Source organism: Halorussus rarus (assembly GCF_003369835.1).
In the GTDB taxonomy this organism is placed as follows: domain Archaea; phylum Halobacteriota; class Halobacteria; order Halobacteriales; family Haladaptataceae; genus Halorussus; species Halorussus rarus.
The window spans coordinates 80,967-96,381 of record NZ_QPMJ01000005.1; the positions used below are offsets into that span (position 1 = coordinate 80,967).

11 protein-coding genes are annotated in these 15,415 nt (G+C 67.9%); 6 read left to right on the forward strand and 5 right to left on the reverse strand.

Features of this window, described 5'->3' with window-relative positions:
• Positions 1–108 precede the first annotated feature (108 nt).
• Positions 109–477: a hypothetical protein gene (locus DVR07_RS20905; RefSeq protein ID WP_115799266.1), complete on the forward strand. Its 369-nt coding sequence runs from the start codon at positions 109–111 to the stop codon at positions 475–477.
• A 132-nt stretch (positions 478–609) separates the two neighbouring features.
• On the opposite strand, the gene DVR07_RS20910 is transcribed toward DVR07_RS20905, so the two are convergent.
• Entirely contained in the window at positions 610–1,857 is a 1,248-nt protein-coding gene (locus DVR07_RS20910; protein WP_115799267.1) for an orc1/cdc6 family replication initiation protein, read from the reverse strand.
• Positions 1,858–3,231: 1,374 nt separating this feature from the next.
• On the opposite strand from DVR07_RS20910, the gene DVR07_RS20915 reads away from it, so the two are divergent.
• The gene (locus DVR07_RS20915; RefSeq protein WP_115799268.1) at positions 3,232–4,722 is read left to right on the forward strand and encodes an aldehyde dehydrogenase family protein; all 1,491 of its coding nucleotides are present in this window, start codon (positions 3,232–3,234) and stop codon (positions 4,720–4,722) included.
• A 147-nt stretch (positions 4,723–4,869) separates the two neighbouring features.
• The gene (locus DVR07_RS20920; protein WP_115799269.1) at positions 4,870–5,427 is read left to right on the forward strand and encodes a helix-turn-helix domain-containing protein; all 558 of its coding nucleotides are present in this window, start codon (positions 4,870–4,872) and stop codon (positions 5,425–5,427) included.
• 64 nt (positions 5,428–5,491) lie between these two features.
• Here the strand turns inward: DVR07_RS20920 and DVR07_RS20925 are convergent, their stop codons facing one another.
• Positions 5,492–8,614, reverse strand: coding sequence for an FAD-binding and (Fe-S)-binding domain-containing protein (locus DVR07_RS20925; RefSeq protein WP_115799270.1), 3,123 nt, complete (start codon positions 8,612–8,614; stop codon positions 5,492–5,494).
• 170 nt (positions 8,615–8,784) lie between these two features.
• Here DVR07_RS20925 and DVR07_RS20930 point away from each other — a divergent pair, with 170 nt between their 5' ends.
• A complete protein-coding gene (locus DVR07_RS20930; RefSeq protein WP_115799271.1) occupies positions 8,785–9,552 on the forward strand; it encodes an IclR family transcriptional regulator in 768 nt (255 codons plus the stop codon).
• Positions 9,553–9,590: 38 nt separating this feature from the next.
• Here DVR07_RS20930 and DVR07_RS20935 read toward each other — a convergent pair whose 3' ends face one another.
• Entirely contained in the window at positions 9,591–10,460 is an 870-nt protein-coding gene (locus DVR07_RS20935) for a UbiA family prenyltransferase (RefSeq protein WP_115799272.1), read from the reverse strand.
• A gap of 187 nt (positions 10,461–10,647) precedes the next feature.
• Here DVR07_RS20935 and DVR07_RS20940 point away from each other — a divergent pair, with 187 nt between their 5' ends.
• Positions 10,648–12,189 carry a class I adenylate-forming enzyme family protein gene (locus DVR07_RS20940; RefSeq protein WP_115799273.1) on the forward strand — a complete coding sequence of 514 codons (1,542 nt, stop codon included), beginning with the start codon at positions 10,648–10,650 and terminating at the stop codon, positions 12,187–12,189.
• Between the two features lie 54 nt (positions 12,190–12,243).
• Here the strand turns inward: DVR07_RS20940 and DVR07_RS20945 are convergent, their stop codons facing one another.
• Positions 12,244–13,755 carry an SLC13 family permease gene (locus DVR07_RS20945; protein WP_240147654.1) on the reverse strand — a complete coding sequence of 504 codons (1,512 nt, stop codon included), beginning with the start codon at positions 13,753–13,755 and terminating at the stop codon, positions 12,244–12,246.
• A 121-nt stretch (positions 13,756–13,876) separates the two neighbouring features.
• On the opposite strand from DVR07_RS20945, the gene DVR07_RS20950 reads away from it, so the two are divergent.
• Positions 13,877–14,506, forward strand: coding sequence for an MBL fold metallo-hydrolase (locus DVR07_RS20950; RefSeq protein ID WP_193570296.1), 630 nt, complete (start codon positions 13,877–13,879; stop codon positions 14,504–14,506).
• Positions 14,507–14,511: 5 nt separating this feature from the next.
• On the opposite strand, the gene DVR07_RS20955 is transcribed toward DVR07_RS20950, so the two are convergent.
• A complete protein-coding gene (locus tag DVR07_RS20955) occupies positions 14,512–15,249 on the reverse strand; it encodes an ABC transporter ATP-binding protein (RefSeq protein WP_115799275.1) in 738 nt (245 codons plus the stop codon).
• Positions 15,250–15,415: the final 166 nt, after the last annotated feature.

Here is a 15,415-nt window from a genome sequence, read left to right on the forward strand (position 1 = left end):
TCGTTCCAGGTGGAAGTCGGACAAATCGTCCGAATAGTCCGAGACGATCTTAACCAACGAAACTACGGACCGTGAGCTCTATGTTGGTTAAACTCGAATCGGATAACTATGTCCGACGAGCCACCGACGCCCCCTTCGGAACTCCCCGCCGACGTCGTCGAGAGACTCGACGGCTACTCCCCCGAGCATCTTCGTCACATCGCCAGCTACGCCGAGGAACTCGCCGAACACCGTGAGCGTGAAGCCCGTCTCGCTGCGGAGGCCGGAGCAGACGAGGCCGGAGCAGACGAGGCCGGAGCAGACGAGGCCGAAGCAGACGAGGTCGGAGAGGAGCCAGAAGACCTCCCTGACGACGTCCCATCGAGAGCGACGATCACGATCAAGGAGATCAACGACAATCGCTACTACTACTGGCAGTGGAGGGAAGGCGACACGGTGACCTCCAAATACAAAGGACCGGTCGATTCTGACGGATAGAGGGTCCGCGATGAGGAGCGACTCTGGCTCCCCGGATGCGAGTCGGAATATTCCAGAAAACTGTCCGATTCGACGACAAGAACAGTTCTAGAACAGATTCACGCGGACACTCCGTCGATCCGGAAGAGGTAATCACTCCGAGATGTCCACGTACTTCTCGACGGAGTCGTGGACGCCGACGAAGCCGATCACGTCAGAGAGCGCGTCGATAACGACCGGGAGGTCCTGGGCCAAGTCGTGTTCGCGGTACTGCCCGCCGTCGAGGCCCTCGTTCTTCTTCTCGACGCTGACGAGGCCCAGCATCGCGAGGTCGTCCATCTGGTCGCGCATCCAGCGACTGGTGAACGAGTCGTCCTTCGCACGCTCGGAGAGCTTCTTGTATCGCTGGTAGTGACGGCGCGACCGGATGGGCGTCTCGCCCTCGGCGTGGAGCGTGGCGAGCGCGTAGAGCGCGATCTGTTCGTTCTCGCTCAGGTCCGTGATGCCGCGGTGGACCTCCTCGCGTTCGAGCATCTTCCGGCCCTCCCTGACGTGGTGTTCGGTCACGTTCTCCGGGTGGTCGTCGTCGGGACGCTGGTCGCGCTCCTCGCGAGCCTTGTCGCCGGCCTTCAGCAGGAGGTCGAGCGCCTTCCGTGCGTCGCCCGACTCCTGGGCGCCGTAGGCCGCGCACAGCGGGATGACGTCGTCGGTGAGCGCATCGTCCTGGAACGCGACCTCGTGGCGTTGTTCGAGGACCGCCTGCAGTTCGCTGGCGTCGTAGGTCGAGAACGAGATCTGACGTTCGCACAGCGACGACCGGACCTTGGGCGACAGCGAATCGCGGAACGTGAGGTCGTTGCTGATGCCGATGACGGCGACCCGGGCCGACGCGATGTTGTCGTTCTCGCGGGCGCGCGAGAGCTGGTAGAGGATGGAGTCGTCGTTGAGGTGGTCGACCTCGTCGAGGACGATGATGTGGAGGCCCGCGCGGCCGTCGAGCTCGTTCCAGAGCATGTCGTAGACCTGCGAGCGCGGATAGCCCGACTCGCTGATCTGTTCGTCGGCCGACCGGTAGTTGTTGACGAGTTCGACCCCGACGCGGTAGGAGGTGTTCAGTCCGTCGCAGTTCAGGAACTCGGTGTGGATGGGGACGTCGTGTTCGTCGGCGTCGGCGGTGAGCCTGTTGAGCAGGAACTTGGTGCTGGCGGTCTTGCCGACGCCCGCCTTCCCGTAGAGGAAGATGTTGTCTGGTTGTTCCCCGTTGATCGCGGGCAGCAGGGCGGCGTGGTACTCCTCGAGTTCGTCGTCGCGGCCGACGAGGGTGTCCGGCGTGTAGTCGTCCAGAAGCGCCTCGCGGTTCTCGTACGGGAAGGCCTGCGGACTGAATTCGTATCCGTTCATGACGTGTGACACCGTCGGGGTTTCTACTCCATGTGTTCGAATCCACTATCATAAATCCACCGCACCACCCGTTCCAGTGCTTCCATTGCTCGGGTTCGTTTAAATCACCCCCACACCCCGTCGTTCCAGTGCTTTTGGTTGGGAGGGTGGGTGGGTGGGCGCCTAACCGGGTTCTATGTAGCGACAGATTTATGTTCTAATAGCGAAAACAATATCCGCACTGCCGTTTTTAAGGTTATTTCAGTTAGCTATTAGGGTTAGAAGGAGCAAATAGATGAGTTCTGTCTGGTATTATTGGGGTTTTTGGTGGGAACCGCGGGAGAAATGCGGCGAAATGTCGCAAACCATTCTCAATAATATACTCCCAGTTCGGCCCAGTAACTATGACACCTCTCGCTCCGAGTTCACCACTGTTTCTTCCGATAGCACTGGAACGACGGGGTGTGAGGGTCCGTGGTTTCGAGGAGATAGCCACCGCGAAAGCAGAACGGATAACGGCTCACTCAGCGAAGGGTGACTGGCACAGCTGGGCGATCAACTGAGCGAGGGGATGGCGGTGCGGTGAGAGGACGACTAATTCGGTCAGGGAGCGAACCACCCGTGACACTCTGTCCAGAGAAAGCACTGGAACAGCGGGGTCTCTCTCCCGTGAATGTACGCGTTCGTAACGCGATAGCACTGGAACGACGGGGTGTGTGGGAGGGAGTCGAGTATCCGTTCAGCCGACGAACCCCTCCGATGAACGAATCTATCCGCCTGACTTTCCGGCAACGATAGCACTGGAACGACGGGGTGAGAGTGTCCGACCGTCTACCGGTGGTCGGTTTCCGTCCGTAAACGATAGCACTGGAACGACGGGGTGTGTGGGAGGGAGGCCGGAGTCGTGGGATTTCATCCGGTTGTCCGAGTTGAGAGGGCCGATTCCCGCGAACTATCCCGAGAGCTTCGGAAATGACGAGAAAATCAGAGACGGTGAGTGAAGAACCCAGTGATAAGACGGCGACGAGTGAAGACCCAGTGGAAGGTCGAATCGGTCTCGTGGTGGACCACGGAACCGTGGTGAAGCACGAGACGCTGTCTCTCCCCAGTAGATTGTCGGTCCTGGACGAAAGCACTGGAACAGCGGGGTCTCTCTCCCCCGTTCGAAATTACCCCCTGTCTCCATGAGAACGACTGCCTCGGCAGAACCCCTGCCTCGTTCGAGAACTCCTTCGGCGAGGGCTCGTCACTGCCCTCTACGGGCCCATCACTGCCCTCCACGGGCCCGTCACTGCTCTCGACAAAATTCTCGTTCGCGTATCGCTTTACGGATTTGAACTGCAAGGCTCAAACCAACGCCAAGTTTTATTGCTACTGTGGGTCATCTGAAAAAGGATGTCACCCGACCTCTCAATCGAGGCAGACTGGAGTGCACTGTACCTGGACGGCGAGTGGGTACCCTCGGAGAGCGGCGAGGAGATCGCCGTCGAGGACCCGTCCACGCGCGAGGAGATCGCCCGCGTGCCGGCCGGCGTGGAGGCAGACGTCGACGCCGCGTACGCGGCCGCCGCGGAAGCCCAGACGGAGTGGGCTCAACAGCCGCCCGCCGCGCGGAGCGAGGTCATCCAGGGCGTGCTGCAGGGCCTGGAGGAACACGGCGACGAGATCGTCGACCTGCTGGTCCACGAGGCCGGCGGGTCGCGCATCATGGGCGAGACGTCGGTCCACCTCGCTTCGGACCAGACCGCCGAGGCCCAGACGCTTCCCCGCCGGATGAAGGGCGAACACGCCGAGTCCAACATCCCCGGCAAGGAGAACATCGTCCAGCGGGAGCCCGAGGGTGTCGTGACCGTCATCTCGCCGTGGAACTTCCCGTTGAACCTCTCGATGCGGGCGGTCGCGCCGGCCATCGCCGCCGGCAACAGCGTCGTCCTCAAGCCCGCGACCAACACGCCCATCGTCGGCGGCCTCCTCATCGCCAAACTGTTCGAGGAAGCGGGCCTGCCCGACGGCGTCCTGAACGTCGTCACCGGCCGAGGCTCGGAGATCGGCGACCGGGTCGCGAGCCACCCCGAGAGCGACGTCGTCGCCTTCACGGGCTCGACCGAGGTCGGCCGGCGCGTCGCGGCCGCGGCCGGCGAGAACCTCGCGGTGCCGGCGATGGAACTGGGCGGGAACAACGCCCACATCGTGACTGCGGACGCCGACGTCGACGCGGCGGTCGACGCCGCGGTCTTCGGCTCGTTCGTCCACCAGGGCCAGGTCTGCATCTCCATCAACCGCCACCTGGTCCACGAGGACGTCTACGACGAGTACGTCCAGAAGCTGACCGACCGCGCCGAGAACCTCCCCGCCGGGAGCGTCCACGACCCCGACACCGTCGTCGGGCCCATCATCGACGAGTCCCAGCGCGACGAGATGCTCGACTACGTCGAGCGCACCGTCGACGCCGGCGCCACCCTGGAGACCGGCGGAGACACGGTCGACATCGACGGATTGGACGACTCGCTGGTCGTCGCACCGACCGTCCTCTCGGACGCGACCAACGACATGGCCGCCGCGTGCAACGAGCACTTCGGCCCCATCGCGCCGGTCATCCCGTTCTCGGACGTCGACGAGGCGGTCGAGATGGCGAACGACACCGAGTACGGCCTCTCGGGGTCGGTCCATGCCGGCGACGTCGGCGCGGGCAAGCGCATCGCCGAGCGCATCGAGACCGGGATGATCCACGTGAACGACCAGCCCATCAACGACGAGGCCCACGTCCCGTTCAGCGGCACCGGCGCCTCCGGCGTCGGCGGGTACAACGCCGAGGACTTCCTCGACGAGGTCACCGAGAAGAAGTGGATCTCGCTCCAGCACGAGCCCCGGGAATTCCCCTTCTGAACCGGGAGCGAGGCGGATTCCTTTCCTCGCAGGCCGCAAACGCGACGCATCCTTATTCCTCGCTGGTCGCAAACGCGACGGACACATAAATCTCGACGGACGCACCCGACCAATAGGAATTTCACCACCGACCGTGACTGTCCGTCCATGTCAGAGTTCGGGAGTAAGCAGGACGTGTCCCCCCGGAACATCGCGATTCTGAAGGTTCGCGTCGCGAACCCGACCGCCTCGACCCGCGAGCTGAGCGACATCCTCGCGGCCGAGTACGGCATCGAACTGTCGCACAACCGGGTCAGCGAGATCCTCCGGGAGATGGCCGAGGAGGGGCTCTACCGCGAGACGGTCATCCCCGACCAGAGCATCTTCGACCACTACCTCTTCCGGGTGGCGTTCTACTACCCCAACTTTGAGGAGTACTGGGAGGAGTGCTACTGGGCTCTCCGGGAGGACCCCCACGTGCTGATGTTCTTCAACGCCGACTCGGAGTACCACTGGCAGTTCATCACCCAGTTCCGGTCCACCGACAGGATGCAGCGGTGGATCCACGAGTTCTTCAAGGAGTACGGCCCGTTCATCTCCGGGTTCCACAACACCGTCCTCCACCAGGTCCACAAGTTCCAGACCGACGCCGAGGTGTTCGACGGCATGCTCCGCGAGACCGAGGAGGGACGCCGGTACCTCGGCGCCAGCTCCGCCGACGATTAGTACCTCCGCGCCAGTTCCGCCGACGATTAGTACCTCCGCGCTAGTTCCGCCGACGATTGGAAGACTACGCCTCTAACGCAGCGGCCAGCAGCTCCACCGGCGTCGGCGGTCCCTCGCGCTCGACCGACGGATGGCTCTCGTGCTCGACGGCGCCGTCGTCGAGGAGGTCCCCGAGCTGCGTCCGGCAGGACGCCCCGGGCGCCGCGACGTACTCCGCCGCGCTCTCCTCGACCTGCCCGACCAGGATGTCGCCGATGGCAGTGCTCATGGCGTGGTGCTCGGCCTCGTAGCCGAACGACCCCGCCATCCCGCAGCAGGTCGAGTCGAGCGGGTCGACCGCGTAGCCGGCCCGACGGAGGACGCCCACGGCGTGGTGGTCCTTCTTGGTGGCCTTCTGGTGGCAGTGGCCGTGGTACGCCACCGACGCCTCGGCACCGTCGAACTCCGCGCGCTCGTCGAGGCCGAAGACGTCGAGGTACTCGCAGACGCCGTAGGTGCTCGCGGCCAGCGTCTCGGCGTCGGTCTCGCGCGATCCCCCACCGAGCAGGTCCAGGTAGTCCGACTGGAACATCACGGCGTCCGATGGCTCGACCAGGATGACGTCCCAGCCGTCGCGGACGCGCGGGGCGAGCGCGTCGACGTTCCCGCGCGCGGTCTCGCGGGCCTCGTCGAGGAACCCCTTCGAGTGGGCCGGCCGACCGCTGTCGGTCCGGTCGGCCAGGATGACGCGGACGCCCGCGGCCTCCAGGACGCGGACGGCCGCCCGGCCGATCTCGGGGTGGCTGTAGTTGGTGTAGGTGTCGGGGAACAGCACCGCGCGGCGCTCGGCCTCGCTCTCGGGGACCCGCGGGCCGCCGCGGGCCTCGAACCAGTCCCGCAGGGTCTCGCGCTCGAACGCGGGAAGCGACCGCTCGCTCGCGATGCCGACGGTCTTCTCCATCACCGCCCGGGCGCCCGGCAGTTCCGGTAGCAGGTTCGACACCGGCGCGAGCGCGCTCCCGACGCGGGCCAGCGAATCGACGTTGGCGAACAGCCGGTCGCGGAGGCTCGCGCCCTCGCGCTGGTGGCGCTCGTGGACGACCTCGGCCTTGAGCTTGGCCATGTCGACCTCGCTCGGGCAGTCCTTCGCGCAGCCCTTGCAGCCGATGCAGAGGTCCAGTACCTCGGTGGCGAACTCGTCGTCGGTGGGGTCGTCCGGGAGATCGCCGGACATGGCCTGCCGGAGCATGTTGGCCCGGCCCCGGGTGCTGGTGATCTCCTCGTCGGCCGCCCGGTAGGTCGGGCACATCACCCCGCCGGTCGTCTCCTGGCCGCCGCGACACCCGCCGCAGCCGTGACAGAGCTCGACCATCCCCTGGAAGCCGTTCTCGTTCTCCCACTCGAGTTCGGGGTCAAAGCCCGCGTCGAACTCGTAGTCGGGGTCGAACCGCAGATTCTCGGTCAGCGAGACGTCGCCGCAGACCTGGCCGGGGTTGAGCAGCCAGTCGGGGTCGAACGCCGATTTCAGGTCCCGGAACGCCTCCCAGAGCTCGTCGCCGTAGAGCTTGCGGTTCCACTGGGTCCGGGCCCGGCCGTCGCCGTGCTCGCCGGAGACGCTCCCGCCGAACTCCACGACCATGTCGGTCACCGCCTCGCCGATGGCCTCCATCGCCGCCAGGTCGACCTCGGACTTGGTGTTCACGAGCGGGCGGACGTGGAGCACGCCCGGGCCGGCGTGGGCGTAGAAGCTGGCGAACGTGTCGTGCTCTTCGAGCACCTCCTGGAACCCCTCGACGAACTCGGGGAGGTGCTCGGGCGGGACGGCGCAGTCCTCGAGGAAGCTGATGTGCTTGGCGTCGCTGGTGCGGGACATCAGGATGGGCATCCCCGACTTCCGGAGCTTCCAGAACCGGGCCCGCTCGTCGGCGTCGTGGGCCTCCATCCCGTCGAAGGCGTACTGCTCGCTGCTCCCACCTGCACCCTCGGACTCTCCACCGTCGACCCGGTCGGCCAGCAGCCCGGCGGTCTGCTCGCGGCCGTCTTCGTCGTCCTCGGCGTAGAACTCGACCAGGAGCGCCGCCCGGGTCCCGTCGGGGAGCAGCGCGACGACGTCCTCGAACTCCGCGGTGTCGGCCGCCAGGTCGATGAGCGTGTCGTCGATGAGCTCGACCGCCGCGGGGTCGTGGTCCAGCACGTACTGGACGTCCGAGACCGCGTCGTAGACGCTCCCGTAGGTCAGCAGTGCGACCGACTTGGTCTCGGGCACCGGCTCCAGCGACACCGTCGCCTCGGTGACGATTGCCAGCGTGCCCTCGCTGCCGGCGAGGAGCCGGGCGACGTTGACCGTCCCTGACTCGCTCGCAGTTTCACCGCTCGCATCCGAGGCGCTCCGCGCCTCGCTGGCCTCGTCGACGAGCCTGTCGAGGTTGTAGCCCGAGACGTTCCGCTTCAGGTCGGGATAGCGCTCTTCGACCTCGTCGGCGTGGTCGTCGAGAATCGAGACGACGCCCGCGTACACGCGCGGAAGGAGTTCTTCGGCCTCGCTGTCCGCCGCCGCTCGGAGTTCGTCGACGGTCATCTCGCCGAGCGTCGCCACGCTCCCGTCGGCGAGCACGACCTCGCACTCCTCGACGTAGGCGTCGGTCTTGCCGTACTGCAGCGAGTGGGCGCCCGTCGAGTTGTTGCCGATTGCACCGCCGATGGCACTGCGGTCGCCGGCCGCGGGGTCGGGCGCGAACTTCAGATCGTGGGGCGCGAGCCGGTCGTTCAGGTCCGCCAGCGTGGTCCCGGCTTCCACGCGGGCGGTCGGGGTCTCTGCGCCGAGTTCCACGTCCACGACCCCGTCCATGTACCGGGTGAAGTCGAGGACGACCGCCTCGTTGACGGCCTGCCCCGCGAGGCTGGTGCCGCCGCCCCGGGGGAGCACCGGAATCTCCCGCTCGGCGCAGTAGGAGACGACGGCCGCGACGTCCGCCGTCGACGTCGGGAAGACGACGCCGACCGGCGTCACCTCGAAGGCCGAGGCGTCGGTCGCGTACAGCTGGCGCGTGTACGTGTCGAACCGGACGTCGCCGTCGACTCTCCCGCGCAGGTCGGCCACGAGGCCGGGCCGCTCGACGTCCTCGCCGGCGTAGTCGTACTCCGAGCGCTCGTCGGTCGCCGGGGCGCGGCCTGCGGCGGCGCGTCCCGTCTCGCCGTTGGATGCCATTAGCTACGTAGTGCCTTCGGGGGGAGTTACGTGTGGTTTTCGGAAGGGGCGAGATGTCCGACCGTCGCTCGGTCGCGACGGGACGGCCGGGACTGTCCGAGCGGAGGTTCCGCCCGTCCGCCGACGCTCACCCTGAAAACGTTTTGTGTCTCCGGGGGACAGGTGTGAGTATGCCGAAGGACCACACGTCGGGACGGGGGGTGAAGTCGGACGAGACGCTGGTCTCCATCTTCGCGTACCTCCGGGACGCCGACGGGGCGGGCGTCACCGAGCTCGCGACCCAGCTCGACCTGGCCAAGAGCACGGTCCACAACCACCTCGCGACAATGGCCGACCACGGCTTCGTCGTCAAGCGCGACGGGAAGTACCGGCTCGGCCTGGAGCTGTTCCGGTACGGCCACCACGTCCGGACGGAGTTCGACGTCTACGAGGCGGCCAGGCCCGTCGTCGACGATCTGGTCGAGGCCATCGACGAGATGGTCTGGCTGTTCGTCCCCGAGAACGGCCGCGTGATGGCGCTCTACGGCCGCGCCGGCCAGACCGACCTCAACGTGAGCACCATCCTGGGCACCTGGGAGTACATGCACTGCACCGCCGGCGGGAAGGCGATCCTCGCCCACTACGACGACGCCGCTGTCGAGGCCGTCGTCGAGCGCCACGGCCTCCCCGCGCGGACGACGAACACGATAACCGACGCCGAGGCGCTGTTCGAAGAGCTCGGTGGCATCCGCGAGCGGGGGTACGCGCTGAACCTCGGCGAGGACCTCGAGGGCATCCACGCCGTCGCGGTCCCGATCGTCTTCGAGGACGAGGTCCTCGGGTCGCTGGCGGTCGCCGGGCCGACCCACCGCGTCAGCCGCGAGCGCTGCGAGACCGACATCGTGGAGCGACTGTTCGCGTCGACCGACGACGTGGAGCTGAACCTGGCGTACGCCTGACCGGACGCAAATCCCTCGACCCGGATTCCTCGACCGCACTACAGCGCGGCCAGCGCGTCGGTCGCGTAACTGCCCAGCGCGCATCCCGACGCCCCGCACCGGGCGAGCACCAGTACGCCCGCGAGCGGATAGACCGCGGCTATCTGGACCCCGACTGTCCGCCGCCTGCTCGCGGCGAGGCCGGCCGCCCCTGCGGCGAGCGGGAATGGAACGGCCCACAGCGCCGGGGACGGCAGGACGCCGGTGGCCACGAACCCCGCCGCGGTCGCCCCCGCGAGGACGTGGACACCGGCGGAGACGACCGCGGCCCGCCGGTCGCCGACCAGCACCGGAACGGTGCGCTTCCCGACGGCGCGGTCGGCGTCGAAGTCGAGCCGGTCGACCGACACCTTCACGCCGGACAGCGCGACCGCGAGGACGGCGGCCATCCCGACCACGCCGACCGGGAGCGCCCCGGTCTGGGTCAGGTAGCCGCCCGCCAGCGCGAGGCCGATGCCGACCGGGTAGTCGACCGTGACCGGAACCGGGTGGCGGTCCAGCGCCGGCGCGTGGGCCACCGCGAGCGCCCACAGCGGGACGGCCGCGAGGGCGCCGGCGCGGGCGCCGCCGGCCCACAGCAGCGCGACGAGCAACCAGAACAGCACGCTGGTCGCCGCGACTGCGCGGGTCAGCGTCCCCCGCGGGACCGAGGGGTCGTCCTCCCCGCGGACGTGGGCGTCGACGTACTCGTCGACGAGGTGGGCGACGTAGAGCGCGGCGCCGACCGCGAGCGCGTGGCCTGCGGCCGGCAAGGGGGCGACCGCCGGCGCGAGCAGCCCGCCCGCGACCGACGTCGCCACCGCCGGCGCCATGAACGTCGGCTTGACCTGCGTGAGGAGACCGCGGGAGCGCCCGAGAGCGTCGGTCATCGTCTCCGCGTTGGGCGACCCGGGTGATAAATCTCGCCGGTCGACGGCGGGGTCGCGGGTTCTCGGCGGTCGGCGCCCGTGGTGACGTGGGGGTCGCAGTCACACACCCCGGGAGGCCGGAGCGGTCGTATGAATAACCGACATAGTTAATAAGTGCCAACCAGCTTTCTAACACACAGCAACCACTATGGAGTACTTGGAAGCGTTCGAGCGGACCGTCCGCGTCCACGGCGACGACCGGGCTATCGTCACCGACGACGGGCGGACGTTCACCTACCGCGAGTTCGACCGCCGGAGCACCGAGCTGACGAACGCGTTGACCGAACGGGTGGGGGACGCCCCGTGCGCGGTGCTCACCCTGAACTGCCCCGCGGCGGCCGAGGCGATGATCGCCGGCCACAAGCGCGGGTCGCCCACCGTCCAGCTGCCGTTCCGCGGGAAGCCGGGCGAGCTCCTCGAGATGATCGAGACGGCCGGCGCGGAGGCGCTGGTGTTCGACGACGCCAACGCCGAGACCGCGCTCGCGGTGCTCGAGGACGCCGACTTCGATGTCGGGTTCCACGCGGGCTCGAAGGAGCTCGACGCCGAGGGCGTCGAGTCCTACGACTCGGTGCTCGCCGACGCGCCCTCCCGGATGCCGGCCGACCTGCCGGCCGACGGGAAGACCAACGTCTTCTACACGAGCGGGACCACCTCCCGGCCGAAGGCCGTCCCGTTCGACGGCGAGCAGATGTGGGTCGGCGCCTACCAGGTGGTGATGGAGCACGGCATCGACCAGACCGACCGGGCCATCGTCACGTCGCCGTGGTACCACATGGTCACCTCCGACGCGTGGCTCTACCCCCACTGGCTCGCGGGCGCCACCACCATCCTGCACTCGAGCTTCGAGCCCGACGAGGTGCTCGAACTCATCGAGGGCCACGAGGCGACCGGCCTGCTCGCCGTCCCGACCCAGCTCACCACCCTCAACGAGGTCCAGGAGGAGGCCCGGTACGACACCGACACGCTGGAGTACATCCGGACCGGCGGCGCGGTCGTGACCGAGGAGCTGGTCGAGCGCACCACGGAGCTGCTGTCGGACCAGCTGTACAACACCTACGGGATGACCGAGGCCGGCCCGGACCTCACGTTCGCCCACCCGAGCGTCCAGGACGAGCACCCCGGCACCATCGGCAAGGAGTCGTTCTCCTGGGAGCTGCGGGTCGTCGAGTCGGTCCCCGTCGACGAGCATCCCGACCCCGAGGCGACCGTCGACCCCGGCGAGCAGGGCGAGATCATCGCGCGCGGGCCGGGCGTCCCGGACGGCTACATCGACAACCCCGAGGCCGAGGAGAAGAGCTTCTTCGACGAGTGGCTCCGGACCCGCGACGTCGCCCGGGTCGACGAGGACGGCTTCCTCTACATCGTCGACCGCGTCGACAACATGTTCACCTCCGGCGGCGAGAACATCTACCCCGCCGAGGTCGAGCGCACCCTCCAGGACCACGACGCGGTCGCGGACGCGCTCGTGTTCGGCCTGGAGGACGACACCTGGGGCAACCGGGTCACCGCGGTCGTCGTCTGCGACGAGGACCTCGCCCACGACGACCTCGACGAGTTCTGCAAGGACCACGACTCGCTGGCCAACTACAAGCGCCCCCGGAAGTACGCGGTCCGGAAAGACCCGCTGCCGCGGACCGACACCGGGACGGTCGAGCGCGAGACGGTCGTCGAGGAACACTTCGAGTAACGCCGGCGAGCACTCCGCCTCCGTTTTCTTCTCCTCTCGTCCGCTGTACTGCCGTCAGAACAGCACCGCGAACACGCCGATCTGGATCGGCAGCAGCACGAGCAGCGTCGCGAGCGAGCAGACGGCCGCCATCTTGACGAGCTCGAGCGGTTCCACCACGTCGAGCCCGAGGATGGCCACCAGCACCGCCGACTGGTACGGGAAGAAGTAGGTGTTGAGCGCGACCGCCTCGGTCATCGCCACCGGCACGAGCGGCGCCCCGGCGCCCGCGGCGAACGAGACGAAGACGGGAGTGAGCACGCTCGCCACCGCCAGCCCCTCCATCAGGAACGTCAGCGACATGGAGGCGACCACGACGAACGCGAGCACGACCGGCAGCGAGGCGTCGGCCGGGAGGTACGAGAGGATCTGCTGTGCCGCGGCGTCGGTGAATCCGGTCCGCTGGAGCCCCTCGGCGATGGCGAAGATGGCCCCGAGGAAGAACACGATGGAGAAGTCCGCGTCCGCGAGCGCGTCCGCGTCGACGACGCCGACGCCGGGAGTGAACGCGAGCAGGACCACGACGAGCGCGCCGTACAGCGGGTGGAGCCCGTGGATCACGTCGGTGGCCCAGATGGCGACGCCGACCAGCAGGAACCCGAGCATCCGCCGGACCGCCGACCGGTCGATCTCGGGCGCGGACGTCGGTTCGTCGGTCCCCGATGCCGCCCCGTCGGTCGCATCCGTCGCTCCATCGGTCGCGACCGCATTCTCCGTTTCGCTCGCGCGCGAGGGCTCGATAGCGTCAGCGTCCCGCGGCCGGTAGAGGACGTACGCGATGACCGCGATGACCAGCGCCCGACCGAGGCCCATGACCGGGCCGAGCCAGACCGCCCACTCGACCCAGCCGATGGAGACGCCGGCGTTCGACTCGATGAGTCCCGTGATGATGATGTTGGCCAGCGACCCCGTCAGCACCCCGGTCCCCGCGTAGTAGGTGACGAACAGCGGGCCGAGGAAGAGCCCGACCCGGGGCCGCCGGTCGGCGAACCGCTCGCCCGCGGAGATGAGGATGGGCCCGAGGATGAGCACCCGGACCAGCGACGAGGGGACGACAACGATGAGCCCGAGCGCGGCGGCCGAGAACGCGACCAGCATGTAGCGGTAGGCGACCGTCGCGTCGGTCGCGGCCGCGCCGGGGAGCGCGTCGAGCACCCGGCGCTCGACCGCGGTCCCCAGCCCGCTCCGGTCGGTCGCCTCGCCGATGAGGATGCCCAGGACCACCAGCCAGGTGGCCGGCGACCGGAACCCGACCAGCGCGAGGTCGGTCGAGACCGCCGCGCCGATGAGTCCCACCCCGAGCAGGCCCGTGAACCACGGGTCGACCGGCCCGCCGACCCAGAGGCTGATGCAGAAGACCGTGATGGCGAGCATCGTCGCCATCTCGGACCCGACGGGCGCGTAGCGGAGGACGCCGGCACCCGCGAGCAGTCCCGCCGGAACCGAGAGCCACGCGCTGTCGTACTCGTCGCCGATCCGGCCGGTGAGTCGCTCGAAGCCCGACATGTACCGTGTCGGCTGTTCCAAGGAGCGGGCCGGTGATAAATACACGGTTGGCGGTAGCGTTCGGGGGACGAACCAAGGGGTCGGCCTCTCGAGGGCGTCGCCGCGGAAAACGCTAAGGGCGACTCGGTTCGAACTCCACGTGATGATAGACGAGATCGCCACCGACGTCTACGACCTGACGCTCGCCGAGCGCAACGGCGGTCGCTACCGCGCGTTCCTGTTCGACGGCGAGACGCCCGCGCTTGTCGACGCCGGCCTGCCCGACACGGTCGACGTCCTCGCCGACCGACTCGACGAACTCGGCGTCGACCCCGAACGACTGATAATCACCCACGGCGACGGCGACCACGTCGGGGGCCTGCCTGGGTTGGTCGAGCGCTACGACGTCGAGACCTGGGTGCCCGAGGGGCTCGCGCTCGACGACGCGCCGGACCCGGACAACAGGTACGGCGACGGCGACGCCGTCGGTCCGTTCGAGGCGGTCCACGTCCCCGGCCACACGCCGGAACACCACGCGCTGGTCGACGAGGACGCCGGCGTCGCGGTGCTGGGCGACGCGGTGTTCGGCGCCGACTCGCGGGGCCTCCCGGCGGGGTACTTCGTGCTCCCGCCCGGCTACTTCTGCGCGGACCTGAACCGGGCCGACGAGTCGCTCGGGCGACTGGTCGAGTACGACTTCGACGTAGGGCTGGTGTACCACGGGTCGAGCGTCACCGACGACGCCGCCGAGACGCTGACGCGGTTCGTCGAGTTCGCGGGCAAGCCCGAGTAAATCGGTCAGTCGCCGGCCGCGACGCCGCCGTCGGGCTGCTCGCCGAGGTACGCCTCGATGACCCGCTGGTCGTTCTGTATCTCCTCGGGGGTTCCGGTGGCGATGAGCTCCCCGTTGTCGAGGACGAACACGCTGTCGCTGACCGACATCAGCGCCCGCATCACGTGGTCGATGAGGAAGACCGTCTTCCCGCGGTCGCTGATGTCGTTGATGAGCTCGATTATCTCCTCGGTCTCGTCGGTGTCGAGCCCGCCGGCCACCTCGTCGAACAGCAGGACCTCGGGGTCGGTCGCGAGCACGCGGGCGATCTCGAGTCGCTTGAGCGCTCCGACGCTGAGTTCGTCGGGCTCGCTCTCCGCGAGGTGGTCGAGGCCGACGAACTCCAGGGCCTCGGCGGCGCGGGCCTCGGGGTCGTCGGCATTCCCGCCGAACTCCGCGCCGACCGCGGCGTTCTCGAGCAGCGTCAGGTTCTCGAACGGCCGGACGATCTGGTGGGTCTTGACCAGCCCTCGATGGCAGATCTCGTGGGGCGCGAGTCCGGTGATCTCCTCGCCGTCGAGGAGCACGCGGCCCTCCGTGGGTTCGTGGACGCCCGTGATGAGCCGGAACAGCGTCGACTTCCCGGCCCCGTTGGGACCGATGAGGCCGACGGTCTCTCCGCGGTCGACCGAGAACGAGACGTCGCTGACGGCGACGATACCGCCGAAGTTCTTGGTGAGTCGCTCGCCTTCCAATAGCGGCATTTTCCCGTTGGTTTCGGGCCCGCCAGCATAAAGGTGGTCCTCGAACCGGCGGTTCCGGTCGCGCGTCGGGGCGGAAACCGGGACGACCCGTCGCTCGGGCCGGCACAGACCCACTCGGCGCGTCTTCGGACCGCGATTGAGTCAAAGCAAACCATTTTGGTGGCGA

Coding starts and splice junctions, on each gene's coding strand:
- DVR07_RS20905 (WP_115799266.1), top strand. CDS start 109: ATGTCCGACGAGCCACCGACGCCCCCTTCGGAACTCCCCGCCGACGTC.
- DVR07_RS20910 (WP_115799267.1), bottom strand. CDS start 1,857: ATGAACGGATACGAATTCAGTCCGCAGGCCTTCCCGTACGAGAACCGC.
- DVR07_RS20915 (WP_115799268.1), top strand. CDS start 3,232: ATGTCACCCGACCTCTCAATCGAGGCAGACTGGAGTGCACTGTACCTG.
- DVR07_RS20920 (WP_115799269.1), top strand. CDS start 4,870: ATGTCAGAGTTCGGGAGTAAGCAGGACGTGTCCCCCCGGAACATCGCG.
- DVR07_RS20925 (WP_115799270.1), bottom strand. CDS start 8,614: ATGGCATCCAACGGCGAGACGGGACGCGCCGCCGCAGGCCGCGCCCCG.
- DVR07_RS20930 (WP_115799271.1), top strand. CDS start 8,785: ATGCCGAAGGACCACACGTCGGGACGGGGGGTGAAGTCGGACGAGACG.
- DVR07_RS20935 (WP_115799272.1), bottom strand. CDS start 10,460: ATGACCGACGCTCTCGGGCGCTCCCGCGGTCTCCTCACGCAGGTCAAG.
- DVR07_RS20940 (WP_115799273.1), top strand. CDS start 10,648: ATGGAGTACTTGGAAGCGTTCGAGCGGACCGTCCGCGTCCACGGCGAC.
- DVR07_RS20950 (WP_193570296.1), top strand. CDS start 13,877: ATGATAGACGAGATCGCCACCGACGTCTACGACCTGACGCTCGCCGAG.
- DVR07_RS20955 (WP_115799275.1), bottom strand. CDS start 15,249: ATGCCGCTATTGGAAGGCGAGCGACTCACCAAGAACTTCGGCGGTATC.